The sequence below is a fragment of the Sphingomonas beigongshangi genome (assembly GCF_016820445.1).
GTDB classification, from domain to species: domain Bacteria; phylum Pseudomonadota; class Alphaproteobacteria; order Sphingomonadales; family Sphingomonadaceae; genus Sphingomonas; species Sphingomonas beigongshangi.
This window is the reverse complement of the sequence record NZ_JADHDT010000004.1, coordinates 25,805-47,565: the sequence shown is the minus strand read 5'-3', so window position 1 is coordinate 47,565 and position 21,761 is coordinate 25,805. Positions and strand designations below refer to the sequence as shown.

The window sequence follows — 21,761 nt, the reverse complement described above, 5'->3', positions numbered from 1 at the left end:
GCGCGATTGATCCGCTCCACAATCAAGGGAGGTCGGGATGCGTGCAATCACCCTCGCACTGGTCGGTGCCGCGACGCTTGCGTCGGGCTGCTCCACCTATGACAGCGGTTACGGTGGCCCCCGCTACGCCTATGACTGGAACCGGCCGGATCCGTCCTATGGCGGCTATTATGCGGACCGATACTATGTCGACAATCAACGGTACCGCGAACGGCGCCTGCGCACCAGCGACCGCGTCTACGCCGGCCAGGACGGGCGCTACTATTGCCGCCGCAGCGATGGCACGACCGGACTGATCGTCGGTGGCGTGGCCGGCGGCGCGCTGGGCGCGGCGCTGACCGCAGGGGGATCGCAGACGTTGGGCACATTGCTCGGCGCGGCAGGCGGCGCGATTGCAGGCCAGGCGATCGATCGCAACAACGTGCGCTGCCGCTGACTCTGCCAGATCGGTCGGCGCTACCGAGCGCCGGCCGAAGCCGTCGCGTGGCTGAGCCAGGCCGGGTATGGAGCGGGTGAAGGGAATCGAACCCTCGTCGTAAGCTTGGGAAGCTTCTGCTCTACCATTGAGCTACACCCGCAATCCCTAGGATTTCTGCCGTTTCCGGAGCATCCCAGCGTCATTGTTTTGCTTCCCGTTTTGCTCGGGCATGCGCTGCAATGCGTTCTCCGATTGCCACGACGACCCTCGCGTCGTCAACATATGTCTTTCGGATTTGGGCAACCCGCTCCTTCGACCAGGCCATGATGTCGGATGCCTCCTGATCGGTCAGCCCGACATCGGCAATGAGCATGGTGCAGAAGGTGCCGCGGACATCATGCAGGTGCTTCTTGCGCTCGGTGCCATCCTCATCGACATGAACGATCCCAGCTTTGTCCCTAATGCGGTTGAACGATCCGCCGTAGCCGTCGCCTGACCAAGGGCGACCGAAGCTATTGACCAGGACCGTGTTTACGCCCTCTTGTCGCGTGCGCTGACGCATCTCGTCTAGGAACGTCGCCAGTTCCTCGGTCATCGGCACGTTGGCCTTGCGTCGCTTGCCGCGGCTCTTCTTGAGCGCGGTCTTGGACACCGCGACTTCACCAACGTGGTCAAACGTTAACGTCACAAGATCCTGCCGACGCAGACCAGTGAGGGCGCACAGGCGTAGGCCGTCAACGATCCATGGCTGCTCTTCCTCAATGGCCGCAGCCTCAAATCGTGCGATGTCATCGGCCAGCCAGACGATTTCCTCCCGCTGCGCGCCCTTATACAGGTTGGGTATATCGGCAGCGACGTTGATGCTGATTCCTTGGCCATGAAGGCGCGCCCACTTCAACAGCGCAACCAGCACCGTGACGCCAATATCCGCCGTTCGGGGAGTCGAGGCCAGCTCGTCGCGCCACTTCACGACTTTCGCAGTCATGCGGCTATCGTTCCAGACGCCGATCGGCACATCGCCCCACTTGGCCTCAATGCGATCAACGTGGCGCTGCCATACCTTGCGGGTAGCGGGGGCTAGCCCCTTCCACGCCTCTGAGGCCATCCACGCGCGCACTACCGCCCGGAAGCGCGTGGCATCAGGGGCATCCTTGGCGGCTAAGGCTTCAGCCAGCTTGCGTGACGCCTCAGCCGTTAGATTGGGTTTGCGCGGGCCTTCATGCGTCATGATCCGGGGGCCGCCCTTGTAGGCGTAGACGAACCACTTCCGCTTCGTCCGATCCCGGATATACTGAACAGCCATCAGAGCTTGTCCGCCCACCTGTCGAAGTCATTGGCTACCACGGCATTTGCCCGCGGCTCCATAATCCTGATGATTCCGCCTGGAGCGATCTCAAAGCCTGCCACGTCTATACCGCATGCCTTGGCTGCCTGTACCGCGCGCTCGATCTCGGCTTTGCGCGGATATCGGACGTTTACGGCGCTACCCATCCCGCCCCTCCTGTATCTCGATACGCGCAAGGAGCATGGCCTCTTCCCACTTTCCCAGGACAGCGGCTTCAGCATCAGGGCCGGTATCGTGTGCGACGATCTGACGGCCATCGCCTACCGTTAGCCTAGTGTAGCCGCGCATATCGCCTTGGGGCGGAGTGATGTCGAAGGGGAGTGTCATGCCTTCCGCTCCATGATGTATTCTTCCAGAAGGTCGGCTACGAGATTGATGATGCGGCCTTTCTCTGTACCAGACATGATGATGCGTGCGCCGTCCGACACCTCGACCGTGTCGACCTCAAGCGCGGCTATCTCCCGCAGGCGCATTGCCATGCGTCCGTCTATGTCAGGGCGGATCATTGCTGGCCTCCCTCGGCAAGCGCCTCTCGCACGAGCCGGCAAGCATCTGCTATGGCCGCATCCGGTGTCAGCCCACGCCCTATCACGAACCCCTGTTTGCCGGGACCTGGTTGATAGCGGAGTTGAGCCGAAAACCGGCAAGGATCGTCAGCATCGGGGCAAACGCTATCGCATATAGCGGATACGTCGTGGTTCAGGGTCATGCGGCGAGCCTTTCGGCAGGCAGCGTGTCCATCAGCGCGCCGATGACCTCCGCCGCGAGGATGGGCGAGATTGCATTGCCCGCCACGCGCCAGAGACCCACTCGGCCGGGAAGCCCATCAACCAGCATGCGTGCGCCGGGTTCGGTGCGCCGCGCCTTTCCGTCGTGGCAGGCGATCCAGTCGTGGTCTGCCCACCAGCTTCCGTTTCGGCCATCTGCTCGCCGAGGTAGAGCGGCACTGAGTTCTGGTTCGCGTTGCGTTTCCGGAAGTCGGCGCACTTGGCCAGCGTCTTCGGGTTGCGAACTCGCTCCGCTACGGTTGGTGTGACCCAGGTAGCCGCTTGGTGCATTTGCGCTGGCAAAGGCTGGCCGCCTGCCCCGAAGCTCTGGTTGGGACCGCCCTTCTCCCCATCCGAAGCCCGCGGCGTAGACCACGTCGCAGCCATGACCGTCTGCAACGAGAGTCCCGTCGCGGATCGCGTCATCTTCGCGAAGTCTGGACCCGCATTCGACGCTTTTGGGGTCGGCCACTGCGCACCAGTAGAGGCGCGATCGGATATGGGGGGCGTCCACGGCGCAAGCCGGGATATCGACGCCCCGGCTGGCGTAGCCTTCTCCCGCCAGATCAGCGCGCACTCCGTCGAGCCAACCATAGCCAGCCGGTCCCGCAACCTGCTCTCCCACGACGACAGCGGGCCGGCGGGCACCGATGAGGCGAAGGAAGTCGGGCCACAGATGCCGAGGGTCTTTGGCACCACCGCCTTTCCCCGCGATCGAGAACGGCTGGCAGGGGCAGCTACCGGTCCAGAGTTCCCGGTCGTCAGGCCATCCAGCCAGTCGAGCTGCAACGGACCAGAGGCCGCCTCCTGCGAAGAAATGGCACTGCGTGAACGAGCGGAGGTCATCAGGGGCTACCTCTTGAATAGGCCGGGTGTCGACCTCGCCAGATGCGAGGACGCCGTCTGCGATCAGCGCGCGCATGATGTGCGCAGCGTCTGGATCAATCTCGTTGTAGTATGCCCCGCTCATACCACCTTCTCCTGTGCAGCGCGGCTGTCGATGGGGTACGCCCCACAATCGGCGCATTCAGCGAGCGGGCTGGTGTCGCCGCATGTTGCGCAGCGTTTCGCCTCCCCCACGCTTCCCGCATGATTGGACGGGCTGGCGGCGAGGGCAGCGTTGTGCGCCGCAACGATGGCGGTGGTGATGGTGTGCGTTGCTTCATCGCCGCCAAGATAGGCGACGAGGTTTCCGCGCTCATCTACGATGGCCGATCCGCGCTGCGGCTCCGATCCGTACCAGCGCTCTCGCCACTTAACCCCCTCCCCGCTCGTCAGCCACTCTAACGGGGACGCGCATGCAGCCGCCAGTTCCTGCACCCAGCTAGGAAGGTGGTGCCAGTATTGCGGCGCGTCGGGGTGCTTGTCCCACTGGTCGAAAACCGCGCGTGCGGCGTCAGTTGGGCTTGTCATGCCGTCACCCCGTTCTGTTGAGCGCGTGCATAGATCGCCCGCGCGATTGCCGTTGCCGATGCGGCTTCGGTCGCATGAACATCCGCCTTGGCGCGTTCGATCGCGCGACCTTCTTCGGTGATTTGAAGTCGGGCCGAAGCGAGCCGGCCCTTTTCCAGCGCAGCCGCTTTGATCGCGGCATCGTCGGCAATGGCGGTCGCTTCCTTCCATGCGGCTGCGGCATTGGCGCGATGGTATAGCACTTCGCCAATAAGCACGCGGATCGTAGACCCGACCGGGATGATGTCGTGCTTGCTCGCCTCGTGCATCGTCCGCAGCTCGTCATCGCTCGGGGCAAGGCCGAACGGCATCTGTCGCGCGGGCACCCCCTCCCCCTTCGTCAGCCCCTCCGCATCAGCGTCGTTGAACAGGACGCAGTGCCGTGCATGGCCACGCCCGTCCGCACCGCAATCGGCGTTGCACAGGCTGCACCACAGCGAGCTGTCACGCTCGGTCATGACGCGGAATTCAAGCTCTTCGGCGATGCGGATGGCGCGCTCGGGCCATTCCTGATGCGTGGTCATCGTGCGTCCTCCGTCAGCAGACTTTGCAGAATGGCGATGTCATCATCGCGCTGTTGCAGGGCCTCGCCTCCGCGGCCGGCCCCGAAATTACCGCGCAAGATGTCGATGCACAGTTCGACCGTTGCGCGATCAGGCGTGCCGTCGCCCTTGCCCGCAAGGATGCCGCCCGCCTCGACAGCGGTCGCCCACATTTTCTTGACTTCGGCGAGCGTGAAGGTCTGATCGCTCGTCAGCCCCTCTAACGGTTGGGCGGCGGGCTTGGGGGTGTAGGCGACGATGTCACCATGCGCCCACTCGCCGCCCCGATGCGACCAAGCCAGTCGCTCGCCTGCGATGACATTGGCGGCATAGTGCCGCCCATCCCCCAGAAGTACCGGCCCACCGTCCCAATCGGACGGGGCGCAATCTCCGCCATGCCACGGCTTCATTCCGGCCGGAATCGCCTCGGCCCTGTCGACCGGGGGCGGTGATGCGAGAAGGGATCTTAGGCGAGCATGCGCAGGATCAACGTGCCCCATGAAGTCGCGCAACGTGGCTTCCAGGTCGCCTTCTATCCACTCCAGGTCGTCAAGCCGATCCGACAGGAACTGTGCTGCCTCCCGCAGTTCTTCTCCCCCGTGTGAGGAAGCAACATGCATGGGCAGCGGCGAATGCTTCGGCTTTGCGGCCTGCTTGGCACGGATCGCCTCGACCTTCGTCCAGATGCGGGCCAGCTTGGTTTCGCCGTTAGCATGCATGTCGAGGTTGTTGGCTAGGCATAGAGCCGCAAGCGTAACCATGACGCCGCCAACCTCTTGGGGAGGATCGCCAACATCGCGCCCATAGACGTAATCGACCAGCTGGTGCGCCTCGCTCGACGTGCATCCAAGCGACTGCACCAGTTCGAGCGCCTCTTCCAGAAAGCGGTGATTGCGCTCCTCGCGGTCGCCCGCGATCATCTCGCCAAAGCATGCCATCATCCAAGGCTGCACGCGCGCTTGGAACGGTAGTAGCTCTACCTTGGTGCTATGCATGGGGATGGTCCTTGGAATAGAGGGGTGCCGCGCCCCTGCGGGTCACGCTTTCGTCGCTGCGCGATGGAGCCGCATGCGCGTCTCCACCCTGTCGGGCTTCAATCGTTCGCGGGCGGTCGCGGAAGCCGAGCGGCCACACAGGCGTCCCGTCAGGACGCAGGCGTTCAGAGCGCGCCAGAATGTCGCGGTAGGTCATGCAACCTCCTTCAGCGGATGAGGCTCGGACCAGCGCACGTCATGCTTGGCTCCGAACGCGTAGATCAGTTCGACCAGTGCGCTGAATTGCTGCACGGTAAGGGTTGAAGACCGGAGGCCGACCGGGAACATGCCCTCGCCTTCCAGCGCCGGCAGGAAGCGCATTTCGCTGCCCAGCGCGTTCAGGAAGCGGAGCTTAATGTCCTCGGTGGAATAGGTCGCCATCGCCGGCACTTGGCGTTGCAGATCACTCAGCATCGGCCACAGCTTCCGGTTCTGCGCATCGCGGCGCGTCTCGGCTGCAATCCTTACGACATAGCCATCCGGCGCCTGGTCAATCAGCTGCTTGGCGTAGGCGCGCTGGCTAGGGCCGCGAAGCTTCACGGCCGGATATCTGAGGCTCACAGCAGTTCCCCCATCAGATATTCGTCGCGGCGATCGATAGCGATCTGGACCAGATCGACACCACGGACGCGCAGGAACGCTGCCTCAGAACCGAGTAGATGCACGCTACCGTCCTTCATGTTGTGGCAGTCGGGGCAGAGCTTCACGACCAGCATGTGATCGCGGCGGCTTCCCTTCCCCGGTGCGTTGGCGAGGATGTGATGCACGACAGTGCCGGTGGTGCCGCACGCCTCGCAGAGGTCGCCAAGCGTCGCCCAATAGGCGAGGGCGGCGGCATCCGGTTTGACCCCACGAGCCACCCGCCGCTTGCCTGCCTTGCGGACAGGCGTGGCGCGAGGTGCCATGGGCTTAGGCTGCAAAGGCGTGCGGCGCGTAAGCGGCATTACCGACCCCAATCGTCGTATTCGTCGGCCGGCGCGCTATTCTGGCTACGCTGTTGCGATTGCTGCCGATCGCCATCCTTCGGCAGCGGTTCGCGAAGCATGATCTTGTACTGGCCATCGATCGAAGCGGGCACCGCGTCGAGCAGGATGGACCAGCCCTTGCCGTCCCTGTTCGGGAAGGCGGCGCCGATCTTGGTGAAATAGCTTTTGCCGTTGCTTTCACGGACACAAAGCGCGTCGAGACGTTCCATTATGCAGCTACCTTCTCTTCGTAGATTTCGACGCCGGGCAGATCGCGTGCACCCGCGCGGATGGCCGATGCGGCCCACTGGTCGAGCCAAGCCGACAAGTCGTCAGGCCTGGTGCGAGCAATGTGGTTGAGCAGGGTGCGGCGGTCGGTGACCTGACCCCGCCACGTGGTGCGTAGCGAGACGGTGCGGGCCATGCCCTGCCCCTTTGCGCCCGCCTTCTCACGCTCGGCAGCAGCAGCCTTGGCTTCAGCAGCCTTCGCCGCCTCGATAGCCTCGTCGCGGGCCTTAGCGGCAGCAAGCGAACCATCGGCCTCCGCCGCCAATCGTCGGGCCTCCGCAGCCGCCTCATCTGCTTTGCGACGCTCTTCGGCCTCGCGCTCGCGTTTGGCTTTCTCCTGCGCCATCAGGTACGGCGTCAGGGCGGCCTTGCCGACTTCTGCCACGCGTTCGGCTGCATCGGTCAGCGGCTTCCACGCCGTGTCCACAGCCTTCGCGGCATCCATGTGCGGCTGCTTCTCAGCCTTGCGGAAACCATCGAACCGCTTGCCTGCCTTGCGAGCGGTGTCGATCAGCCGGGAAACCTCGTCCGCCTGCGCCTGGTTCTCGACCTCAGCGCCGTCGAACCAATTGCCAGCTTCCAGTTCAAGGTTGCTCAGTTCCTCGCGCGACGCCTCCAAAGGAGTCGGCTCGGGCGGGTTGTTGTCGCCGATAACGGCCTTACGTGCAGTTGCCACGTCCGTTCTCCTTAATAGAGGATGTCGTCGTCAATGATGTCGCTGGCCTGCCCGCCAGCCGGCGCAAGCTCGCGCTTCGGCTGCTTGGCGATCCACTGCTTGGCCTTGTCGAACATCCCGGCGGGCATGTTTTTCACAGCGTCGATCTTGCCGACCTCGCACAGGGTGCGGGCGTCAATGTTCTTGGCTGTGGCAAGTGTCATCAGTTCTTGCCGCTGCGCATCGGTAATCAACGCAGGCGTCGCAGGATCATGTTGCGGTGTGGGTCGATCTTGTTCCGCTGCCGGCTCGTCGTCAGCGTGCAAGTCGCCCTTGTGCCAAAGGTCGAGTGCCGCGCCGAACCGCATGGCGGCATTGCGGAGGGCATCGCCGATAATCTCTTTGACCGCATCGCCGCCACTTTTGCCGTCAGCGGAACCGTAGCCTAGGCGAGTGATGCCGCAGACAGTCAGCTTGATCCAAAGCCCCCCATTGCGATCAAGCGCGGGGAGTCCTTCGTTCGTTGCCAGCGGCTCCCATGACCATGCGGGATCAGCATCTAGCAGCCGGTCAGTCAGCGCGGCATGCCCGACATAATCCAGGTGGATCACTTCAGGGTGATGCCACGTCCCGCAAATTTTGCAGCGAACACCCTTCTTGAAGTCGTTCTTGACGGCTTCAGTCTGCTGCTTCGTCGGCTTTGGCAGCTTACTGATCTGATTGGGCGGAAATGGTGCGCGCAGTAGCGCCAAGCCAGTTGCCGGTTCGATTTTGGTCAGCGCGTTCATGCCCGCTTTCCTTTGTTGCTGAACAGGTGAGAGGCTGCCGATCTAATGAAGGACAGCGTACGGGTGAGATGATCAGTGGGGTTGCGCCACCAGCCGTGGCAGACGACGAAAGCGGTGATGCCAGCAGCGTAGAGGCAGAGGGCGGCGGTCACCGGTCATATCCCATGACGTAGGCCTTGGCCTCGTCCTTGGTCATGCTCTCGCCAGACCAATCATTGGTGATAGGGCCGTCAATGGCGTCGATCATGTCGCAAATGGCTTGCTTCTGCTCCGCGTTGTCGTGCTGCGCCATGGCGCTCATCGACGTGAGGCCAGCCCCGTTGTACCGCTGGGCAGCAGCGATGGCGGCTTCGTTGCCGGTGAGGTTCCATCCTTTGAGGGTGCCCCACTTGAGCATGAGATATTGTTCGCTCATCAGGCGTCTCCCTGAGTGGCGCGGGAGATGGCTGCGCGCAGCTTGCCAAGCGCGTCCTGTTCGTCGCGCATTGACGGGACATGATCGCGACCATGAAGAGCACGCTTAGTAGCGGCCTTGACCACTGCTTGGGCGGCGATCAGCAGCTCAGGCGCTGCGGCAAAGACGTGCGGATCGTGCTGACCAAAGTAGCCGCCGAAGTTAACGTATTCCTTGTCAAAGTCGGCCAGCCGGCCGGGACCATTCTCGATTGTCCACTGGCCGCAGTCCGCGCCGATAGGGGCACAAACAACAAGCCGTACCGCCGAAGGGTCAGAAGGCCGGATAAATGTAGAAGCCATCACGCCCTCCACGCATCAGGGTTGAGAGGAACGGCGCGGGTCGTGATCGTCGGCAACCGCGGGAAGTGCCACGGGTCGGTCGCCTGCTGCTCTTCGGTGCGCAGATCGTCCTCGACCATGTCGCACCCCTTTTCGATGCGATCAGAGCCGTAGGAGAACGACAGGTTCTCGTTGAGCGCGCGGATCAATTCGACCTGGGCCATGGCCGGCAGCTCACGCGCCAAGCCAAGCGCCATGTCCTTTATCTGGTCGATCGTTAGGGCAGCGGTGTCACCCGTCCAGCCGGTGGGGCTTGGGATGTGGGTCATGCCGCATTCTCCAGCGTGAAAGCGCCGGTATCAGCGTCGAGCGTGCCGTTCTCGTTGTAGAGGAAGGTGGTGAGCCACTGGCTCTTGGGGTCATTTTTCGGGCGCGATGCGGCGAAGTCACCCAACACCGCGACGCGGCGCTGGCCGCGCGGGCCAGATCCATCCAACAACGTCGCTTCACGCGACGGGCTATGCTTCGTGCGAAGCGGCTGATTCCAATTGAGAGCCATCCTGCGTCTCCTGCCGGCTCAGTGCCGGTGTGGAGACGTAATGCATTATGCATCACGTAATAGCAAGTGCAAAATGCATCATGGTCGCATTTTTTGCATCACATGGTGTTGAGCCGGATTGATCCGATCTCTGGCTTGGACAGTACGATCCGCCCCATCTGGGCTGGCGGGATACCCGCGAACAAAAGCGTTTGCCGATTCCACGATCCAGGGAGGATGGCGCCGCTTATGTCCTTGTCTGCCTCCCTGTAGCGCCCCTGCACGAAAGCATCGTCAGAGCCCACAGGCCCCCAAGCCGCATGGAATTTCAAGCCCGTGATGGTTGCCGAAGTCGCGTTGCCAATGCGAACGTCTACCTCCGAACCATCACCTCTCGCGTGTATACCTTCAACGCTAAAGGCCAACGTTCCCGCTTCGGTTTCAAGAAATCCGAACCCCTTTTCCGTAGGTGTCAGCCATACGGTCTCCGTGGTCTTATACGTTTTCTGATATAGTTCGTTACGCAGGTTGCCCACCTCGCCTTCCAACACCTGCAACCTGGCTTCCAGCTCAGCAGATCGATCCCCCTGTGAGGCCGGCTTGGCGCATGACGCTAGGGCCATAACGGCAGCAAATAAGGCTATGGACTTGTTGGATTTCAAGGAACATGTGTAGAACATGGATCAGTCCCCGAGCCCCCTTACGCTAAGTGAGCCGGCCTGCGAAATAGGCTGCTCAACCTGTCTAATGTCGTGTGCGATCTTGCCTAGTCGGCTTGCTTGGTGGGAGAGAGAGATTGAGCGCCTTTACCGAGAGCGCTCTTTGTCCCGCCGCCCTGCTGACTGGCGCGATCCGATCGAAAGCGCTCTAGCTGCTCATGCAAAGCTGGCGCAAAGATATGCGGCAAGTCCGCGAGTCGCAGCGGCACGGTCAACTCCCCGTCCACGATCTCGCGGATCATTTGCTCTAGGTCTTCGACACTAGGCTCTGCCGTCGCGTCTGGCCCTTCGCCTTTCCCAGTCAGCAACCAGTCCAAGCTGACGCGGAAAAATGCCGCATATCGCTGCGCGGCCGCCCGAGGGATACTGCCAGACCCGCGTGTGCCGTTCTCATGCTGAATGTAAGTCGGCGGCTTGATGCCCATTGCCTGCGCCGCGTCCACCGCGGTTGCGTATTTCGCTGATCGCGCCTGGCGCAGTCTATCATTCGCGGTGCCCATCCCCTCGCGATAGAACCGCGCATGATGCAAAAGGCACTTGCTTTCTGATAGTGCATAATGCATCATTGGAAAATGAGGACGCATTCGGAAATCGTGACGCAAGCCGGCGTCGATCGCCTTGCGCAGCTTCGCAGCTTGTCATTGCATACAGTCCGCTCTTGGGCGGCCCGTGATAGCATTCCTGCTGAACATTGGGCGGCGCTTGCTTCAGAAGGCTTAGCCGACCTTGGCGAGCTTGCGGAAGCTGCCGCAGCGCGTCGGCCCCGCCCCGTCGAAGGACAGGCGGCATGACTTCGCCGGCTTTCACGCACGTCGGGAAGCAGGTTATGTCTCATGGCTACCATTATGCCGACGCCGCAGACGAGAAGGCCGCCGAGCGCATCGCGCTGGCCCTCAATATCATCACTGCATTTGAGAGGGTTTTAAGCCGCACTGAAGCGCCGGTGTCGGCATGATCGCCCTCTACTTCCTCGCCGGTTGGCTGCTGGCCAGCATCATAGCCGCAATGATCTTCTGCGCCCTCATGGGCGGCAGCGACGAACACGCTGATCAGGACCGGTTCGAAAATCATCATCACAATGGGAGCGTATACTGATGCCTCTCGCCAATGGCTTGCCCCGTCGCAGCCGTCCCACCACAAAGTCCTACCGCGCTGCGGTAAAGCAGATCATCATTGGGGTTCAGGCTGCGCACGGTCTGCATGACGCCGAGCTTGCCGAGCGCCTTGGCTGCTCCGCCGGCACGGTGAAGAACGCCCGCACCGAGGCGACGAACCTCGACGGCGTTACGCTCGCCAATGTCGAATATGAGTTTGGCCCCGCCGCGCTGGATCCGTTCCTTGCGCTGGGCGGTTCGCGCGCCATCCCGACCGACTGCACGAACGACGACGCACAGGACGCGACCATGAGCTTGTCGGGCGTGCTGCATGCCCTGATCGCGGCGCAGTCCCCTGCAAGCGATGGCGGCGTCAAGATCACGATCAACGAGCTGCGGGTACTTGCCCCCAAGCTGCGCGAGGCCCGGCAAGCGCTGGACGTGCTGATCGAGCAATCGAGGTTCGCAGCATGACGCCCGCCGTCGTTCTGCCTGCCCTTCTGGTCGTGAAGACCCGCAGCGGCACCTTCACCTTTCACCCTGTCAGCGAGCCCCTGCCGGTTCGCAAGGAGGCTCGCTAATGTCTCTCTGGGATCGTCTGCGCCCTGCCGCGCCCACCCCTACCCCGTCCGATGCTGGTCGCGCCCTCAACGCCGCCCGTATCGCTGCTGCCCGCGCCCGCCGCGATGCCATGACCGACAAGCTGCGCCAGTGCGTCGCTGACGGTCGTGTCGCTAACCTGGGGTGGCGCGCATGAAGCCTGATCTCATCACGCCGCGCCAGTTCAAGGCTGCGCGCGCCCTTCTCGGGTATTCCCGCGAAGGCTTCTGCCACAAGGCACGGTTCCCGATCACGACCCTGCGTCTGTTCGAAGCGGGAAACCCTGTCAGCACTGCCAAGGTCGCCACTGCGGTCAAGGCTTTCGAAAACGACGGCATCCGGTTTGTCCGTGATGGCGTCATTCTGGCGAACCCCGCATGACCGACAACAGCACAGCCGACCAGCTTCGGCTCTTGGTGGAACGCGTCGAGCGTCTGCTCGAAGAGCGCAAGGGCCTGAACGACGACATCCGCGATGTTTTCGCGGAGGCCAAGGCCGTTGGCTTCGACGCTCCCGCCATGAAGGAGTGCATCAAGCTCCGCGCCATGGACCGTGACAAGCGCGCCGAGAAGGAAGCGCTGGTCCAGACCTATGGCGAGCAGCTGGGGCTCTTCTAATGCGCCCCGAGGACACCCTACAGGCGTCTGTCGCCGCCTATCTCAACGTGGCTCTGCCGCGTGCCTCATGGTGGACTGCAACCGCTAATGGTGCGTTCCTGGGCGGCGACGTGAAGCGTCGGGCTATCCAGTCCCGCCGCATGAAGCAGGCCGGCGTCAAGAACGGCACGCCCGACATTCTGATCGTCTGGGATGGGCGGTTCTTCGCCGTCGAGCTGAAGACGGCCAAGGGCAAGCTGACTGACGCACAGAAGGACGCCTGCGATGCGATCGTCAGCGCTGGTGGCGGCTGGACCGTCGCACGCTCCATTGAGGACGTAGCGGCGTTCCTGCGCAGCCATAACGTGCCGGTGCGTGCATGACTGCTGTTAGCCGTCGCCTAGCTGCGCTCAAGCGCTTCTGCCCTACCTGCGGCACCTTTCCCGGCAGTCAGTGCATCGGCGCGCGGGGTAAGCCTCGCACGGCCATTCATGCGGACCGCTACGTTCTCGCCGCTGGGGGCAAGCCCGCATGAGCTTCGCGGCTTTGGCATGGGCTGCAAAGCAGAAGACCGGGGGCTTAGCCACCAAGTCGGTGTTGCTGGCGCTCGCCAACTATGCCGATGAACACGGCTGCGCCTATCCCTCGACCGCTGCAATCGCCGCCTTTGGCGAGATGGATCACAAGACGGCAACGACCGCTTTGGACCGCCTCGTTGCCGCTGGTCTTATCGCAGATACCGGGGAGCGTGCCGGTCGCACAAAACAGGTCAAGGTCTACCAACTGAACCTTGAAAGCCATCCGGAATCGGAAGCCTTCCAAAACCGGAAGCCTCCCGTTTTTGAACCGAAAGCCCCCCAAAAACGGGGCACGGATACTGTTAAGGAACCTACTTCTCCGAAGACTTCGTCTTCTCCGAAGAAGCGCGCGGTCGCGCCGTCCTTTGTTCCGCCGAGCGACATCCCGGAAGCAGAATGGGACGGATACGAGGAAATGCGGCGCCGGATTGGCAAGCCCATGACCGCGAAAGCCCGCGACCTTGCGATCGGCAAACTCCGCAAGCTGGCGGAGGCCGGATACCCGCCAGGTGATGTCCTGAACAACTCCATCCTCAACTCATGGCAGGGCCTGTTCCCTCCGAAGGAAGACCGACATGAACCAGTTCAGCGCTATCGTGGATCGGCTCCGCAATCCCGAGATGGCTTCCTCAGCGCCCTTGGCGAAATGGGACAAGCCCGATCTGCGGCTCCCCACCACTGACGACGAGTGCAATGCGCTGCGCGAATGGGCGCAGACCTCGCAGCCCGAGCGGCCGGCGACAGCAACGATCGACCAGCTTGCCCGCCACCTGGAATTCATGGCTGCGGCCCTGCCGTCGAAGGGACTGGACGAGATGTCCGGCAAGCGGAAGGCCGCGGTCTACGCCAGCATCCTTGGCGGGCAGAGCAACGAGGCGCTGGCCTATATGGCCCGCACGGCCTGCATGACGCTCGACTGGTTCCCAACGCCGCGTCAGTGCCTCGACATCATCGCTGAATACCGGCCGCCGGTGTCGGATCAGGAAGTCGCGATGCGGCTGTGCCAGGATTACACGTCGAACCAGTTCGACCGCTGGATCGCCAATCTGACGGATGGTCAGCCTATTGGTGACGTTCCCGAGCATTGGAAGCGGATCGCGGTCGAGCAGGGCGCCATGCGCCGGCTCCGCAACGGCAGCTACGTTAGCCGGGCGCTGTACCACGGCCCGTTCAAGGCGGCCAATGCATGACCCCTCCCCCGAACGCTGGGTCTGCCACTGTGGCTGCCGCAGCTTCGACAATCCGAAGTGCTGGGGCTGTGGCGCAACGATGCACCCGCACCCTGCGCGAAGGATGGAAGCGCGAAGCGACGAGACCGGCACGGGCTCGGCCCGCAGGGCGACAGCCTGGTCCGAAGGACGCGCTCGTAAAGGCTAACTCATTGTATTCTCAGGAGACAACACGATGAAGGAGATGGCGCATACGCTGAACGCGCTGGCAAACCGATTTGTAGCCACGCCTCTGCCAGAGGGCGTCGCTGCCGATCTATGCGCGACTCGGGCGGACTACCCGCACCAGCGGTACGGCACGAACCTGCTGACCGTGGATCAGGCGGCGCAGATGCTGGGAGAAATCCTTGGTGATTTGCTGGACGAGGACCGGCTCGCTGAGATCATCGACGATAGCCTCGACATGGACTGGACCGGCCGCGTCGGCGCCCGTGCAATTCTCCGAGCAATCACCCTCCCCACCCAAGAGACAAAGACCAAGGAGGATGGGGAATGAGCGGGCGTCGGGAGGCAGAAGGACTTGCTGCCGCAAGCGGCTGGTGTGCCCTGATGTTGCTCGGAGCGGGACTAGCTTTTGACAGCGCCTGCTACGGTCTGACCGTCGCTCTAGGGCTGATTGCCGTTGGCCTTGCTGTCCTGGTCGTTCTTGGTTTTCGGGAGATGCGGTCATGATGACCCAAGATACGAAGGTCGACTGGGGCGTTCCTATCCCGGTCAACGGCAAGCGGCCGGAGTGGTTGGCGGATGCTGACCAGTTCATGTGGCAAGCTGATGAAGGATGGGAATGGCGGCGCTCGTCAGGAGCGCGCTGTAGCAACTGGACGGGCAACCAAGGCCGCGTCTTTATCCGCCTCCCCGCCGATCACCCCTACTACACCCAGCCCACCCCCACCAACGAGGTCAGGGAGCGGATGGAGGCGCTTGAGGCATTTGTTCGCGAGGTAGCTGAAACGCAGCCCTTCGCAGATGACCAAGACCGCTTGGTCGCTAAGGCTCGCGCCCTGCTTGATCCGGTAGATGGGGATCTGATCGAGGCGCGAAAGCTTGTCGGGGCACAGGGCTATCCTGCCGACTATGCTGATGTTGAAGACGATAGCGTCGTTGGCATCGCCCTCGCTGCCATCAAACGCGGCCGAGCTCTTGCGGAGGCGGGGAAGTGAGCGACTTCCGCAGGTTCTGCATCGGCTTCACGGTCATGTTTGGCTTGCTGGCGACTTTCGCGCCGAGCAACGCGACTTTGGACCAGATCGCGCGTCGACTGATCGTATCCATCGTCATGGGCTCGGGGGTCGTCGCCTGCTTTGGCCGCCAATCACACGTCGAAAGGGAGGGGTAGGATGCCCATTCCGACTGTCCGAGAAGAACTATTATCGGACACTGTAAAGTGATGGGCCGGCCATTCCTGCCCGCACCTGCCGACTTCGCTGAGGTCTTCGAGCAAATGGGCTGGGAGGCCAAGGAAGCACTCGGCATGGACACGCCGCGGTTCAAGCGGTCCATCAGCGAATGTGGCGGCGATGAGTTGAAACGCCGTCGCCGCAATTACGTTCTCGGCAATCGACTTTCCTCCCTAAAACGCAAGACTCGCGTGGTGTAACCGGGGCGGCGTTATGGCAGGCCGCCCCACTATCTTCACACCTGAACTTGGCGAGCAAATCCTTGCCCTGATGGCCGAAGGTTTGTCTCTGGCTGCTGCCGCTGGCGAATGCGACATCCACCGCCAGCGTGTCTATGAGTGGGCCGAGCAGCACCCCGATTTTGGTGAATTGGTAGCTTTGGCTAAGTCAAAGCGTCAGGCGTTTCTCGAACGCCGCCTGCTAACCGCCGCTGAAGGTCCGGTCGTCACTTCCACGATCTTTGCGCTGAAAAACGCCGGTCAGGGAGATTGGCGAGACAAGGTTGAGAACGAGCACAGCGGCAGCGTCACTTACGAGAAGGTGACGCGGACGATCTTCGACCCGAAAGCGCAGGGCTGATGGCCTCGCTCGACATTCCCACGGCGCGGGTGTTCGTCCCGCTGCTGGAGCCGGCACGCGACAAGGTTGCCAAGGGCGGTCGGGGATCGGGCAAATCCCATTTCTTCGCCGGCATGCTTGTTGAGGACAGCATGGCCGAGCCTGGCGAGAGCGGTGGCGAGGGCCTGCGATCGGTTTGCATCCGTGAGGTGCAGAAGGACCTGGCGCAGTCCTCCAAAGCGCTGATCGAAAAGAAGCTGAGCGACTTCCGCCTAGGGGAAGGCGACGGCTTCAAGGTGTATCGCGACGTGATCGCAACCCCCGGTGATGGCCTGATCATCTTCAAGGGGATGAACGACTACACCGCCGACAGCATCAAGTCGCTGGAGGGCTTTAAGCGCGGCTGGTGGGAAGAGGCGCACGGGGCGAGCAAGACCAGCATCGGCCTGTACCGACCGACGATGCGTGCGGCTGGCTCGCAGATGTGGTGGAGCTATAATCCACGGCGCAAGAGCGATCCCGTCGACGTCATGTTCACCGGCGCGAACAAGCCGACAGGTGCCGTCGTGGTCACGGCAAACTGGCGGGATAACCCTTGGCTGACAAACGAGCTGAAGCAGGAGCGCGACGATTGCTTCCGTCTAACCCCCGACGATTATGACCACATCTGGGAGGGCGATTACGTCAGCATCGTTGAAGGCGCCTATTACGCCAAGCAGATCAAGGCGGCTCGTGCAGAAGGGCGGGTCGGCCGGGTAGCTGCTGACCCCCTGATGACGCTGTACGCTGTCTGGGATATCGGCGGCACCGGTGCAAAGGCCGACGCGACGGCGATCTGGATCGTCCAGTACATCGCCCGCGAGATACGCTTCCTCGACTATTACGAGGCGTCAGGCCAACCGCTGGCTACCCACGTCAATTGGCTGCGTGATAACGGCTACGGCAAAGCGCTGTGCGTCCTGCCGCACGACGGCGCCCAGCACGACAAGATCCAGCAGACGACCTACGAGGGCGCGCTGAAGGAAGCGGGCTTTGCGACGCGCGTCATTCCGAACCAGGGCGCAGGTGCAGCGATGCAGCGCGTCGAGGCCGGGCGCCGGCTGTTCCCGCAAATGTGGTTCGATGAGTCGCGCTGTGCTGGCGGTCTAGAGGCCATCGGCTGGTACCACGAGAAGCGGGACGAGGCTCGCGGCATTGGCCTTGGGCCGAACCACGATTGGTCGAGCCACGGGGCCGACGCTTTCGGCTTGGCGGCGGTCGCATACACGCCGCCCGTCCAGTCTCGGGCCATCGACTATTCGCAGCTTTCGAGGGGGATTGTGTGATGGTCGTTGAGCCAATCAAACGGTTTGTCGTGACTGGCAGCCCGAAAGAACTGGCTGACCTTTATCGAGGACATCCTGACGGGGCGCTTATGTCCTCGGTGCCCCATGATGGGGAGCCCGTCATGTGCCGTTGGGATCTGTCCTGGGGGCCTGAAGCGATCAACCTGAATCCTACTTGGTGGCAGCGGAAGGTGGCGAAAGCCAAGCGGCTTGTTGGAAGAGCAGGCGACGCTTGGGCGGTCCTCTTTGGCTCCAAAATTGCGGTCGATGAGGCCGACTATTGGGAGCAATTCTGATGGCCGTTGACGTCCCATCCGAGTTCATCAACTTTCTGCAAACCGAGCAGGGCCGCGGCTACGATGCCTCCTTGGAGGATCGGCGTGCAACGGCGATCGAGTTCTACGATGGCCGTCCCTATGGCGATGAGGTCGAGGGTCGCAGCCAAGCTGTCACCCGCGACGTTGCGGAGGTCATCGACACGCAGCAGGTCGGCATCCTCAACACGATCCTGGCGAGCGGCAAGGCGGTCGAGTTCCAGACGGAAGCCGAGCCGCAGATCGGCGACGATGGCCAGCCGGTGCTGAACGAGCAGACGCAACAGCCAGTCATGATCGACTATGGCGAGGAAGCGACCGCCGCTGTCCGCTACCAGTTCCTTAGAAAGCAAAACGGCTATCGCGTTCTGCACGATGCCCTGAAGGCTGGGCAGATGGAGATGACGGGCATCGTCAAGACGTTTGCCGAACCGCAGCCGCCTAAGCGCGAGCCGCGTCGGCTGATGGCTGACGAAATCCTGGAGCACGACGACGCTGGGCTGATGACGGCCGATGGTCTGCGCATCGTCCAGGCCGAGCCGCTGATGGATGGCGAGGACCTGCTGTTTGACGCGGTGGTCGAGATTCCACAGCCGCCGATGTTTCGTGACGTTGCCGTACCGAACGAGTTCTTCCGGGTCTCGCCTGATGCCGACTGTCTGGATGAGGCGATCTATGTCGGGGAGCGGATGCGCCGCACCACGTCCGATCTCGTCAAGCTCGGTTACGACATCACTGAGCTTGAGAATGTCTGGGGTACCGGCAACACCAACACGACCGTGGAGCAGGCGCGAGACGAGCGCCGTAGCGTCACAGTGCAGAGTGTTGGCCAGCGGACGGGCGCCAACAAGATCATCTGGCTTGAGGAAGAGTACGTTCTCTACGATCTGAACGGCGACGGCATTGCTGAACGCCTGTTCGTGCATCGCGTCGGGAACGTGGTGCTGAAGGTCATGGAAGTTGACGAGCAGCCCTATTCGCTGTGGTCGCCCTTCCCGCGCCAGCATCGACTGGTCGGTGATAGTTCGGCCGACAAGGTTATGGACATCCAGCGCATCCGCTCGGTTCTGCTGCGTCAGGGGTTGGACAGCCTCTACCTGTCGACCAGCCCTCGCACGCTGGTCAGCCAAGACTCGATGACGGTTGATACGATCGATGACCTGCTGACGGTGCGGCCTGGTGGGCTCGTCCGCTACACCGGGACCAATGCCCCTGCCCCGCTGGCGCAGCAGGATACTAGCCCGACCGCGTTCCAGGGCATGGAGATGATGTCTGCCGAGCGGGAAAGCCGTACCGGCGTCACCCGGCAGTCGCAGGGCCTCAACCCCGACACGATGAACAAGACCGCGACCGGCATGGGCATGCTCATGGCGCAGTCGCAGCAGATCGAACTCTACGTGACCCGCAATTTCGTGGAGTTCCTGATCGCCCCGATGTTCGCCAAGCGGTACCGGCTGATGCGCAAGTTCGGCCTGCCGTTCCGCATGAAGATCGAGGGCAAATACCGCCAGATCGATCCGCGCAAGTGGCCTGAAGACATCGACATGCTGATCAACGTCGGCATCGGCACGGGTAACAAGGATCAGAAGATCGCTGCCCGGATGCAGCTTTTTCAGATTCAGCAGGGGATCGTCGCAGCCGGCGGGCGCATCGTCAGCGAAGAGCAGGTCTACCAGAACCTGCGCGGCTACGTGGAAGACAGCGGGCTCGGGTCGCCTTCGGAATACGTGCTGAACCCGGCCGACCTTCCCCCGGCAGAGCCCCAGCCCAACCCTGAGATCGTCAAGACGCAGACCGATGCTCAGGTGCAGGCGGCAAAGGACCAGCAGGCTCACGAACATGCGATGTCGAAGCTCCAGCTCGACGCACAGCAGATGGATGCCAAAAACGAGCTAGCCGCGCGCCAGCAGGATTTCGACCTCCAGATGCAGCGCGAGCGGGCAGCCTTGGATGCGCATTTGAAGCAGCAGTCGCAGGAGCTTGAGACAGCACTCGCGCAGCGGCAGCAAAACTTTGAGATGGACCTAGCTGAACGCCGGTTCGCCTTCGACCAAAAGATGGCCCAGCAGAAAGCTGAGCAGGCTGACGAGAAGGACGACACGATCAGCAGCTTCCGTCCTGGGGGGGAGCTGGACCAGTGACCCGAGACGAGTTGATCGAAATCCGGTGCTGGGCCGTCGAGAAAGCCGTCGAGTGCGGTCGCTACGGCGATTGCGTCGGCACTGCGCGCGAGATCGTCAGCTTCGTGACTGGCGAGCCGCAGGAAATCACCCTCGTAGAAGCGGAGCCGCGGCAATGAACCCGATCTTCTATGCCGTCGCACTGAGGGAGGCATTGGGCAACGAGCCTGAGCGGCAAAGGTCGCCTTGGGCATGGCTTCGCTTCATCCCTCGCATTTGGAGCAACCGCAATGGCCGATGAAGCAATGCGCATGGCCCGTGCTGAACGGGCCGACGCCGCGATGAAGGAGTTCGTCGGGCCAGCGCTGTCGGTGATCCGAGACGACTATCTGGCAAAGCTCCGCGAGGTCGCTGCAAAGCATCCGATGCGTGGTGAACCGCTGGCTATGGTCGAGAAGCTGTCCACAGCGCTGAAGATCCTTGACCAAGTCGAGGTGCAGATGACCGCGCTGATTGCGGATGGCCAGCAGGCGCAGGCCGAAGCCGATCGAGCCGGCAACATCGCTCGCCTGAATACCGAGCAGCGCCGTTATGCGAGCTACTGACCTATGTCGGCGGCTGATGACGCTTACCAGCGCCTTATCGCGGCACAGCGGGCGGCAGCGCTCATGACCGACGCAGAGCGCGCAGAGATCACCAAAGCCGAGGAACGGGCCCGAGAGCGCCATCGCATCCGCTCGCGCCTGTGGAAGCCATTTTGAGGGAGCAGGGAACCATGGACATTGAAACCCCCGTCGAGCAGCCCGTCGATACCGTCGAACAGCCGCAGGAAGGCTATGAGGCCGAGCCGCAGCAGGACCCGGACGCCGGGGCCGAAACCCCTGAGGGTGAAGAGCAGTCCGGAGACGGAGGACAGCAGCCCGATCTAGAACCGATTGCCGCGCCGACCAGTTGGGCCAAGGACGCGAAGGAAGTGTTCGGCACCCTCCCCCGTGAGGCGCAGGAGGTAATCGCGCAGCGCGAGGCCGATCGCGAGAAATTCCTGCAACAGAAGAGCCGCGAGGCGTCCAGCACGCGGCAGGCGGTCGAGAGCGAGGCGCGACAGGCGCTCAGCACGATCATGGAGAACCATCAGCGCGCGCTCCAGCAGTTCCTGCCGCCAGTCCCTGAGATACCGGACCCGCGGTTGCTTTCGAGTGGTGATCCGCAACATCGTGATCTTTACTATCAGCAGAAAGCGGAGTATGATTACGCCGCTGCCCAGCGAGACGCGATCTCGCAGCAGATCGAACAATCCCGGCAACACGCCGACGCGATCTCCCAGCAGCAGTATCAGGCCGAAATTCAGGCCGAACACCACGCACTGGAAGACGCACTAGGTACCGAATGGTCCGACCCATCGGAGCGTGCGAAGCTGCTTGAGAAGTTGCAGCCCATCGCGGCAGAACTCGGATATTCGCAGGAAGTGATGGCGCAGGCCCGTGCGGCCGACATCCTCGCCCTTCGTCGCATCGGAGACTTCAAGGCCAAGGCCGACAAGTACGACCAGCTGATGAAGAAGAAGATGGAGCCTGTGAGGGCAGCCAAGTCCCAGCTTCCGCCCGCAGCGCGTCCCGGCATCACAGGTGGCAACCCCACCCCCGCTGACGCCGCCTCGCTGCTCTACCCCGACGACATCCGCCGCTAACGGAGGCCTGACGGCCT

The 21,761-nt window shown here is 62.6% G+C and carries 38 protein-coding genes and 1 tRNA gene; 21 read left to right on the top strand and 18 right to left on the bottom strand.

Going from position 1 to position 21,761, the window contains the following annotated elements; genetic code table 11:
* The first annotated feature begins 37 nt into the window (after positions 1 to 37).
* Entirely contained in the window at positions 38 to 436 is a 399-nt protein-coding gene (locus IQ292_RS08030) for a glycine zipper 2TM domain-containing protein (protein ID WP_203309809.1), read from the top strand.
* 68 nt (positions 437 to 504) lie between these two features.
* Here IQ292_RS08030 and IQ292_RS08025 read toward each other — a convergent pair.
* From IQ292_RS08025 to IQ292_RS07940, 18 genes are all read right to left on the bottom strand, one after another.
* A tRNA-Gly gene (locus IQ292_RS08025) sits at positions 505 to 578 on the bottom strand.
* Positions 579 to 617: 39 nt separating this feature from the next.
* The gene (locus IQ292_RS08020; protein WP_203309808.1) at positions 618 to 1,721 is read right to left on the bottom strand and encodes a tyrosine-type recombinase/integrase; all 1,104 of its coding nucleotides are present in this window, start codon (positions 1,719 to 1,721) and stop codon (positions 618 to 620) included.
* A 365-nt stretch (positions 1,722 to 2,086) separates the two neighbouring features.
* The gene (locus IQ292_RS08015; protein ID WP_203309807.1) at positions 2,087 to 2,269 is read right to left on the bottom strand and encodes a hypothetical protein; all 183 of its coding nucleotides are present in this window, start codon (positions 2,267 to 2,269) and stop codon (positions 2,087 to 2,089) included.
* A gap of 199 nt (positions 2,270 to 2,468) precedes the next feature.
* Complete coding sequence (locus tag IQ292_RS08010) at positions 2,469 to 3,500, bottom strand: DNA cytosine methyltransferase (protein ID WP_203309806.1); 1,032 nt, start codon at positions 3,498 to 3,500, stop codon at positions 2,469 to 2,471.
* Positions 3,497 to 3,943 (bottom strand): hypothetical protein, encoded by a 447-nt coding sequence (locus IQ292_RS08005; protein WP_203309805.1) that lies wholly within the window; start codon positions 3,941 to 3,943, stop codon positions 3,497 to 3,499. Before IQ292_RS08005 ends, IQ292_RS08010 begins: the two co-directional genes overlap by 4 nt.
* On the bottom strand, positions 3,940 to 4,506 hold the full coding sequence (locus IQ292_RS08000; protein ID WP_203309804.1) for a hypothetical protein: 567 nt from the start codon (positions 4,504 to 4,506) through the stop codon (positions 3,940 to 3,942). The genes IQ292_RS08005 and IQ292_RS08000 overlap by 4 nt, the downstream gene beginning before the upstream one ends.
* The gene (locus IQ292_RS07995; RefSeq protein ID WP_203309803.1) at positions 4,503 to 5,519 is read right to left on the bottom strand and encodes a hypothetical protein; all 1,017 of its coding nucleotides are present in this window, start codon (positions 5,517 to 5,519) and stop codon (positions 4,503 to 4,505) included. The genes IQ292_RS08000 and IQ292_RS07995 overlap by 4 nt, the downstream gene beginning before the upstream one ends.
* Before the next feature lie 192 nt (positions 5,520 to 5,711).
* Positions 5,712 to 6,119, bottom strand: coding sequence for a recombination protein NinB (locus tag IQ292_RS07990; protein WP_203309802.1), 408 nt, complete (start codon positions 6,117 to 6,119; stop codon positions 5,712 to 5,714).
* On the bottom strand, positions 6,116 to 6,463 hold the full coding sequence (locus IQ292_RS07985; protein ID WP_203309801.1) for an HNH endonuclease signature motif containing protein: 348 nt from the start codon (positions 6,461 to 6,463) through the stop codon (positions 6,116 to 6,118). The genes IQ292_RS07990 and IQ292_RS07985 overlap by 4 nt, the downstream gene beginning before the upstream one ends.
* Positions 6,464 to 6,501: 38 nt before the next feature.
* The gene (locus IQ292_RS07980; RefSeq protein WP_203309800.1) at positions 6,502 to 6,753 is read right to left on the bottom strand and encodes a hypothetical protein; all 252 of its coding nucleotides are present in this window, start codon (positions 6,751 to 6,753) and stop codon (positions 6,502 to 6,504) included.
* Positions 6,753 to 7,487 (bottom strand): hypothetical protein, encoded by a 735-nt coding sequence (locus IQ292_RS07975; protein WP_203309799.1) that lies wholly within the window; start codon positions 7,485 to 7,487, stop codon positions 6,753 to 6,755. Before IQ292_RS07975 ends, IQ292_RS07980 begins: the two co-directional genes overlap by 1 nt.
* A gap of 11 nt (positions 7,488 to 7,498) precedes the next feature.
* Positions 7,499 to 8,254: a hypothetical protein gene (locus IQ292_RS07970; RefSeq protein ID WP_203309798.1), complete on the bottom strand. Its 756-nt coding sequence runs from the start codon at positions 8,252 to 8,254 to the stop codon at positions 7,499 to 7,501.
* A 148-nt stretch (positions 8,255 to 8,402) separates the two neighbouring features.
* Complete coding sequence (locus tag IQ292_RS07965; RefSeq protein WP_203309797.1) at positions 8,403 to 8,669, bottom strand: hypothetical protein; 267 nt, start codon at positions 8,667 to 8,669, stop codon at positions 8,403 to 8,405.
* Positions 8,669 to 9,010, bottom strand: a complete 342-nt coding sequence (locus tag IQ292_RS07960) for a hypothetical protein (RefSeq protein ID WP_203309796.1) — start codon at positions 9,008 to 9,010, stop codon at positions 8,669 to 8,671. The genes IQ292_RS07965 and IQ292_RS07960 overlap by 1 nt, the downstream gene beginning before the upstream one ends.
* A complete protein-coding gene (locus IQ292_RS07955) occupies positions 9,010 to 9,318 on the bottom strand; it encodes a hypothetical protein (RefSeq protein WP_203309795.1) in 309 nt (102 codons plus the stop codon). Before IQ292_RS07955 ends, IQ292_RS07960 begins: the two co-directional genes overlap by 1 nt.
* Positions 9,315 to 9,548, bottom strand: coding sequence for a hypothetical protein (locus IQ292_RS07950; protein WP_203309794.1), 234 nt, complete (start codon positions 9,546 to 9,548; stop codon positions 9,315 to 9,317). The genes IQ292_RS07955 and IQ292_RS07950 overlap by 4 nt, the downstream gene beginning before the upstream one ends.
* Before the next feature lie 98 nt (positions 9,549 to 9,646).
* The gene (locus IQ292_RS07945) at positions 9,647 to 10,207 is read right to left on the bottom strand and encodes a DUF3251 domain-containing protein (protein ID WP_203309793.1); all 561 of its coding nucleotides are present in this window, start codon (positions 10,205 to 10,207) and stop codon (positions 9,647 to 9,649) included.
* 86 nt (positions 10,208 to 10,293) lie between these two features.
* Complete coding sequence (locus tag IQ292_RS07940) at positions 10,294 to 10,848, bottom strand: helix-turn-helix domain-containing protein (protein WP_203309792.1); 555 nt, start codon at positions 10,846 to 10,848, stop codon at positions 10,294 to 10,296.
* Positions 10,849 to 11,033: 185 nt separating this feature from the next.
* On the opposite strand from IQ292_RS07940, the gene IQ292_RS07935 reads away from it, so the two are divergent.
* From IQ292_RS07935 to IQ292_RS07845, 20 genes are all read left to right on the top strand, one after another.
* Complete coding sequence (locus tag IQ292_RS07935) at positions 11,034 to 11,201, top strand: hypothetical protein (protein WP_203309791.1); 168 nt, start codon at positions 11,034 to 11,036, stop codon at positions 11,199 to 11,201.
* Positions 11,198 to 11,341 (top strand): hypothetical protein, encoded by a 144-nt coding sequence (locus tag IQ292_RS07930; RefSeq protein ID WP_203309790.1) that lies wholly within the window; start codon positions 11,198 to 11,200, stop codon positions 11,339 to 11,341. Before IQ292_RS07935 ends, IQ292_RS07930 begins: the two co-directional genes overlap by 4 nt.
* On the top strand, positions 11,341 to 11,814 hold the full coding sequence (locus tag IQ292_RS07925) for an XRE family transcriptional regulator (protein WP_203309789.1): 474 nt from the start codon (positions 11,341 to 11,343) through the stop codon (positions 11,812 to 11,814). Before IQ292_RS07930 ends, IQ292_RS07925 begins: the two co-directional genes overlap by 1 nt.
* A 279-nt stretch (positions 11,815 to 12,093) precedes the next feature.
* Positions 12,094 to 12,321, top strand: a complete 228-nt coding sequence (locus IQ292_RS07920) for a hypothetical protein (protein WP_203309788.1) — start codon at positions 12,094 to 12,096, stop codon at positions 12,319 to 12,321.
* The gene (locus IQ292_RS07915) at positions 12,318 to 12,557 is read left to right on the top strand and encodes a DUF2312 domain-containing protein (protein ID WP_203309787.1); all 240 of its coding nucleotides are present in this window, start codon (positions 12,318 to 12,320) and stop codon (positions 12,555 to 12,557) included. The genes IQ292_RS07920 and IQ292_RS07915 overlap by 4 nt, the downstream gene beginning before the upstream one ends.
* Positions 12,557 to 12,919 (top strand): VRR-NUC domain-containing protein, encoded by a 363-nt coding sequence (locus tag IQ292_RS07910; protein ID WP_203309786.1) that lies wholly within the window; start codon positions 12,557 to 12,559, stop codon positions 12,917 to 12,919. Before IQ292_RS07915 ends, IQ292_RS07910 begins: the two co-directional genes overlap by 1 nt.
* Positions 12,916 to 13,071: a zinc finger domain-containing protein gene (locus IQ292_RS17895; RefSeq protein WP_420853663.1), complete on the top strand. Its 156-nt coding sequence runs from the start codon at positions 12,916 to 12,918 to the stop codon at positions 13,069 to 13,071. Before IQ292_RS07910 ends, IQ292_RS17895 begins: the two co-directional genes overlap by 4 nt.
* Positions 13,068 to 13,796, top strand: a complete 729-nt coding sequence (locus tag IQ292_RS07905; RefSeq protein WP_203309785.1) for a helix-turn-helix domain-containing protein — start codon at positions 13,068 to 13,070, stop codon at positions 13,794 to 13,796. The genes IQ292_RS17895 and IQ292_RS07905 overlap by 4 nt, the downstream gene beginning before the upstream one ends.
* Positions 13,753 to 14,304 (top strand): hypothetical protein, encoded by a 552-nt coding sequence (locus IQ292_RS07900; RefSeq protein ID WP_203309784.1) that lies wholly within the window; start codon positions 13,753 to 13,755, stop codon positions 14,302 to 14,304. The genes IQ292_RS07905 and IQ292_RS07900 overlap by 44 nt, the downstream gene beginning before the upstream one ends.
* A 214-nt stretch (positions 14,305 to 14,518) precedes the next feature.
* Entirely contained in the window at positions 14,519 to 14,839 is a 321-nt protein-coding gene (locus tag IQ292_RS07895; protein ID WP_203309783.1) for a hypothetical protein, read from the top strand.
* Positions 14,840 to 15,011: 172 nt separating this feature from the next.
* Positions 15,012 to 15,503 carry a hypothetical protein gene (locus IQ292_RS07890; RefSeq protein ID WP_203309782.1) on the top strand — a complete coding sequence of 164 codons (492 nt, stop codon included), beginning with the start codon at positions 15,012 to 15,014 and terminating at the stop codon, positions 15,501 to 15,503.
* Complete coding sequence (locus tag IQ292_RS07885; RefSeq protein ID WP_203309781.1) at positions 15,500 to 15,679, top strand: hypothetical protein; 180 nt, start codon at positions 15,500 to 15,502, stop codon at positions 15,677 to 15,679. The genes IQ292_RS07890 and IQ292_RS07885 overlap by 4 nt, the downstream gene beginning before the upstream one ends.
* Before the next feature lie 51 nt (positions 15,680 to 15,730).
* Positions 15,731 to 15,940: a hypothetical protein gene (locus IQ292_RS07880; protein WP_203309780.1), complete on the top strand. Its 210-nt coding sequence runs from the start codon at positions 15,731 to 15,733 to the stop codon at positions 15,938 to 15,940.
* 13 nt (positions 15,941 to 15,953) lie between these two features.
* The gene (locus tag IQ292_RS07875) at positions 15,954 to 16,319 is read left to right on the top strand and encodes a helix-turn-helix domain-containing protein (protein WP_203309779.1); all 366 of its coding nucleotides are present in this window, start codon (positions 15,954 to 15,956) and stop codon (positions 16,317 to 16,319) included.
* Positions 16,319 to 17,623: a PBSX family phage terminase large subunit gene (locus tag IQ292_RS07870; protein WP_203309778.1), complete on the top strand. Its 1,305-nt coding sequence runs from the start codon at positions 16,319 to 16,321 to the stop codon at positions 17,621 to 17,623. The genes IQ292_RS07875 and IQ292_RS07870 overlap by 1 nt, the downstream gene beginning before the upstream one ends.
* A complete protein-coding gene (locus IQ292_RS07865) occupies positions 17,620 to 17,919 on the top strand; it encodes a hypothetical protein (RefSeq protein ID WP_203309777.1) in 300 nt (99 codons plus the stop codon). Before IQ292_RS07870 ends, IQ292_RS07865 begins: the two co-directional genes overlap by 4 nt.
* Positions 17,919 to 20,078 carry a cell envelope integrity TolA family protein gene (locus IQ292_RS07860; RefSeq protein WP_203309776.1) on the top strand — a complete coding sequence of 720 codons (2,160 nt, stop codon included), beginning with the start codon at positions 17,919 to 17,921 and terminating at the stop codon, positions 20,076 to 20,078. Before IQ292_RS07865 ends, IQ292_RS07860 begins: the two co-directional genes overlap by 1 nt.
* Entirely contained in the window at positions 20,075 to 20,236 is a 162-nt protein-coding gene (locus tag IQ292_RS07855) for a hypothetical protein (protein WP_203309775.1), read from the top strand. The genes IQ292_RS07860 and IQ292_RS07855 overlap by 4 nt, the downstream gene beginning before the upstream one ends.
* A 111-nt stretch (positions 20,237 to 20,347) precedes the next feature.
* On the top strand, positions 20,348 to 20,662 hold the full coding sequence (locus tag IQ292_RS07850; RefSeq protein WP_203309774.1) for a hypothetical protein: 315 nt from the start codon (positions 20,348 to 20,350) through the stop codon (positions 20,660 to 20,662).
* Between the two features lie 170 nt (positions 20,663 to 20,832).
* On the top strand, positions 20,833 to 21,744 hold the full coding sequence (locus IQ292_RS07845) for a hypothetical protein (protein ID WP_203309773.1): 912 nt from the start codon (positions 20,833 to 20,835) through the stop codon (positions 21,742 to 21,744).
* The last annotated feature ends 17 nt before the right edge of the window (positions 21,745 to 21,761 follow it).

What these genes read in the sequence shown, in the direction of transcription:
- IQ292_RS08030 (WP_203309809.1), top strand. Translation starts at nt 38, where the DNA reads ATGCGTGCAATCACCCTCGCACTGGTCGGTGCCGCGACGCTTGCGTCG.
- IQ292_RS08020 (WP_203309808.1), bottom strand. Translation starts at nt 1,721, where the DNA reads ATGGCTGTTCAGTATATCCGGGATCGGACGAAGCGGAAGTGGTTCGTC.
- IQ292_RS08015 (WP_203309807.1), bottom strand. Translation starts at nt 2,269, where the DNA reads ATGATCCGCCCTGACATAGACGGACGCATGGCAATGCGCCTGCGGGAG.
- IQ292_RS08010 (WP_203309806.1), bottom strand. Translation starts at nt 3,500, where the DNA reads ATGAGCGGGGCATACTACAACGAGATTGATCCAGACGCTGCGCACATC.
- IQ292_RS08005 (WP_203309805.1), bottom strand. Translation starts at nt 3,943, where the DNA reads ATGACAAGCCCAACTGACGCCGCACGCGCGGTTTTCGACCAGTGGGAC.
- IQ292_RS08000 (WP_203309804.1), bottom strand. Translation starts at nt 4,506, where the DNA reads ATGACCACGCATCAGGAATGGCCCGAGCGCGCCATCCGCATCGCCGAA.
- IQ292_RS07995 (WP_203309803.1), bottom strand. Translation starts at nt 5,519, where the DNA reads ATGCATAGCACCAAGGTAGAGCTACTACCGTTCCAAGCGCGCGTGCAG.
- IQ292_RS07985 (WP_203309801.1), bottom strand. Translation starts at nt 6,463, where the DNA reads ATGGCACCTCGCGCCACGCCTGTCCGCAAGGCAGGCAAGCGGCGGGTG.
- IQ292_RS07980 (WP_203309800.1), bottom strand. Translation starts at nt 6,753, where the DNA reads ATGGAACGTCTCGACGCGCTTTGTGTCCGTGAAAGCAACGGCAAAAGC.
- IQ292_RS07970 (WP_203309798.1), bottom strand. Translation starts at nt 8,254, where the DNA reads ATGAACGCGCTGACCAAAATCGAACCGGCAACTGGCTTGGCGCTACTG.
- IQ292_RS07965 (WP_203309797.1), bottom strand. Translation starts at nt 8,669, where the DNA reads ATGAGCGAACAATATCTCATGCTCAAGTGGGGCACCCTCAAAGGATGG.
- IQ292_RS07960 (WP_203309796.1), bottom strand. Translation starts at nt 9,010, where the DNA reads ATGGCTTCTACATTTATCCGGCCTTCTGACCCTTCGGCGGTACGGCTT.
- IQ292_RS07955 (WP_203309795.1), bottom strand. Translation starts at nt 9,318, where the DNA reads ATGACCCACATCCCAAGCCCCACCGGCTGGACGGGTGACACCGCTGCC.
- IQ292_RS07950 (WP_203309794.1), bottom strand. Translation starts at nt 9,548, where the DNA reads ATGGCTCTCAATTGGAATCAGCCGCTTCGCACGAAGCATAGCCCGTCG.
- IQ292_RS07945 (WP_203309793.1), bottom strand. Translation starts at nt 10,207, where the DNA reads ATGTTCTACACATGTTCCTTGAAATCCAACAAGTCCATAGCCTTATTT.
- IQ292_RS07935 (WP_203309791.1), top strand. Translation starts at nt 11,034, where the DNA reads ATGACTTCGCCGGCTTTCACGCACGTCGGGAAGCAGGTTATGTCTCAT.
- IQ292_RS07930 (WP_203309790.1), top strand. Translation starts at nt 11,198, where the DNA reads ATGATCGCCCTCTACTTCCTCGCCGGTTGGCTGCTGGCCAGCATCATA.
- IQ292_RS07925 (WP_203309789.1), top strand. Translation starts at nt 11,341, where the DNA reads ATGCCTCTCGCCAATGGCTTGCCCCGTCGCAGCCGTCCCACCACAAAG.
- IQ292_RS07920 (WP_203309788.1), top strand. Translation starts at nt 12,094, where the DNA reads ATGAAGCCTGATCTCATCACGCCGCGCCAGTTCAAGGCTGCGCGCGCC.
- IQ292_RS07915 (WP_203309787.1), top strand. Translation starts at nt 12,318, where the DNA reads ATGACCGACAACAGCACAGCCGACCAGCTTCGGCTCTTGGTGGAACGC.
- IQ292_RS07910 (WP_203309786.1), top strand. Translation starts at nt 12,557, where the DNA reads ATGCGCCCCGAGGACACCCTACAGGCGTCTGTCGCCGCCTATCTCAAC.
- IQ292_RS17895 (WP_420853663.1), top strand. Translation starts at nt 12,916, where the DNA reads ATGACTGCTGTTAGCCGTCGCCTAGCTGCGCTCAAGCGCTTCTGCCCT.
- IQ292_RS07905 (WP_203309785.1), top strand. Translation starts at nt 13,068, where the DNA reads ATGAGCTTCGCGGCTTTGGCATGGGCTGCAAAGCAGAAGACCGGGGGC.
- IQ292_RS07895 (WP_203309783.1), top strand. Translation starts at nt 14,519, where the DNA reads ATGAAGGAGATGGCGCATACGCTGAACGCGCTGGCAAACCGATTTGTA.
- IQ292_RS07890 (WP_203309782.1), top strand. Translation starts at nt 15,012, where the DNA reads ATGATGACCCAAGATACGAAGGTCGACTGGGGCGTTCCTATCCCGGTC.
- IQ292_RS07880 (WP_203309780.1), top strand. Translation starts at nt 15,731, where the DNA reads ATGGGCCGGCCATTCCTGCCCGCACCTGCCGACTTCGCTGAGGTCTTC.
- IQ292_RS07875 (WP_203309779.1), top strand. Translation starts at nt 15,954, where the DNA reads ATGGCAGGCCGCCCCACTATCTTCACACCTGAACTTGGCGAGCAAATC.
- IQ292_RS07870 (WP_203309778.1), top strand. Translation starts at nt 16,319, where the DNA reads ATGGCCTCGCTCGACATTCCCACGGCGCGGGTGTTCGTCCCGCTGCTG.
- IQ292_RS07860 (WP_203309776.1), top strand. Translation starts at nt 17,919, where the DNA reads ATGGCCGTTGACGTCCCATCCGAGTTCATCAACTTTCTGCAAACCGAG.
- IQ292_RS07850 (WP_203309774.1), top strand. Translation starts at nt 20,348, where the DNA reads ATGGCCGATGAAGCAATGCGCATGGCCCGTGCTGAACGGGCCGACGCC.
- IQ292_RS07845 (WP_203309773.1), top strand. Translation starts at nt 20,833, where the DNA reads ATGGACATTGAAACCCCCGTCGAGCAGCCCGTCGATACCGTCGAACAG.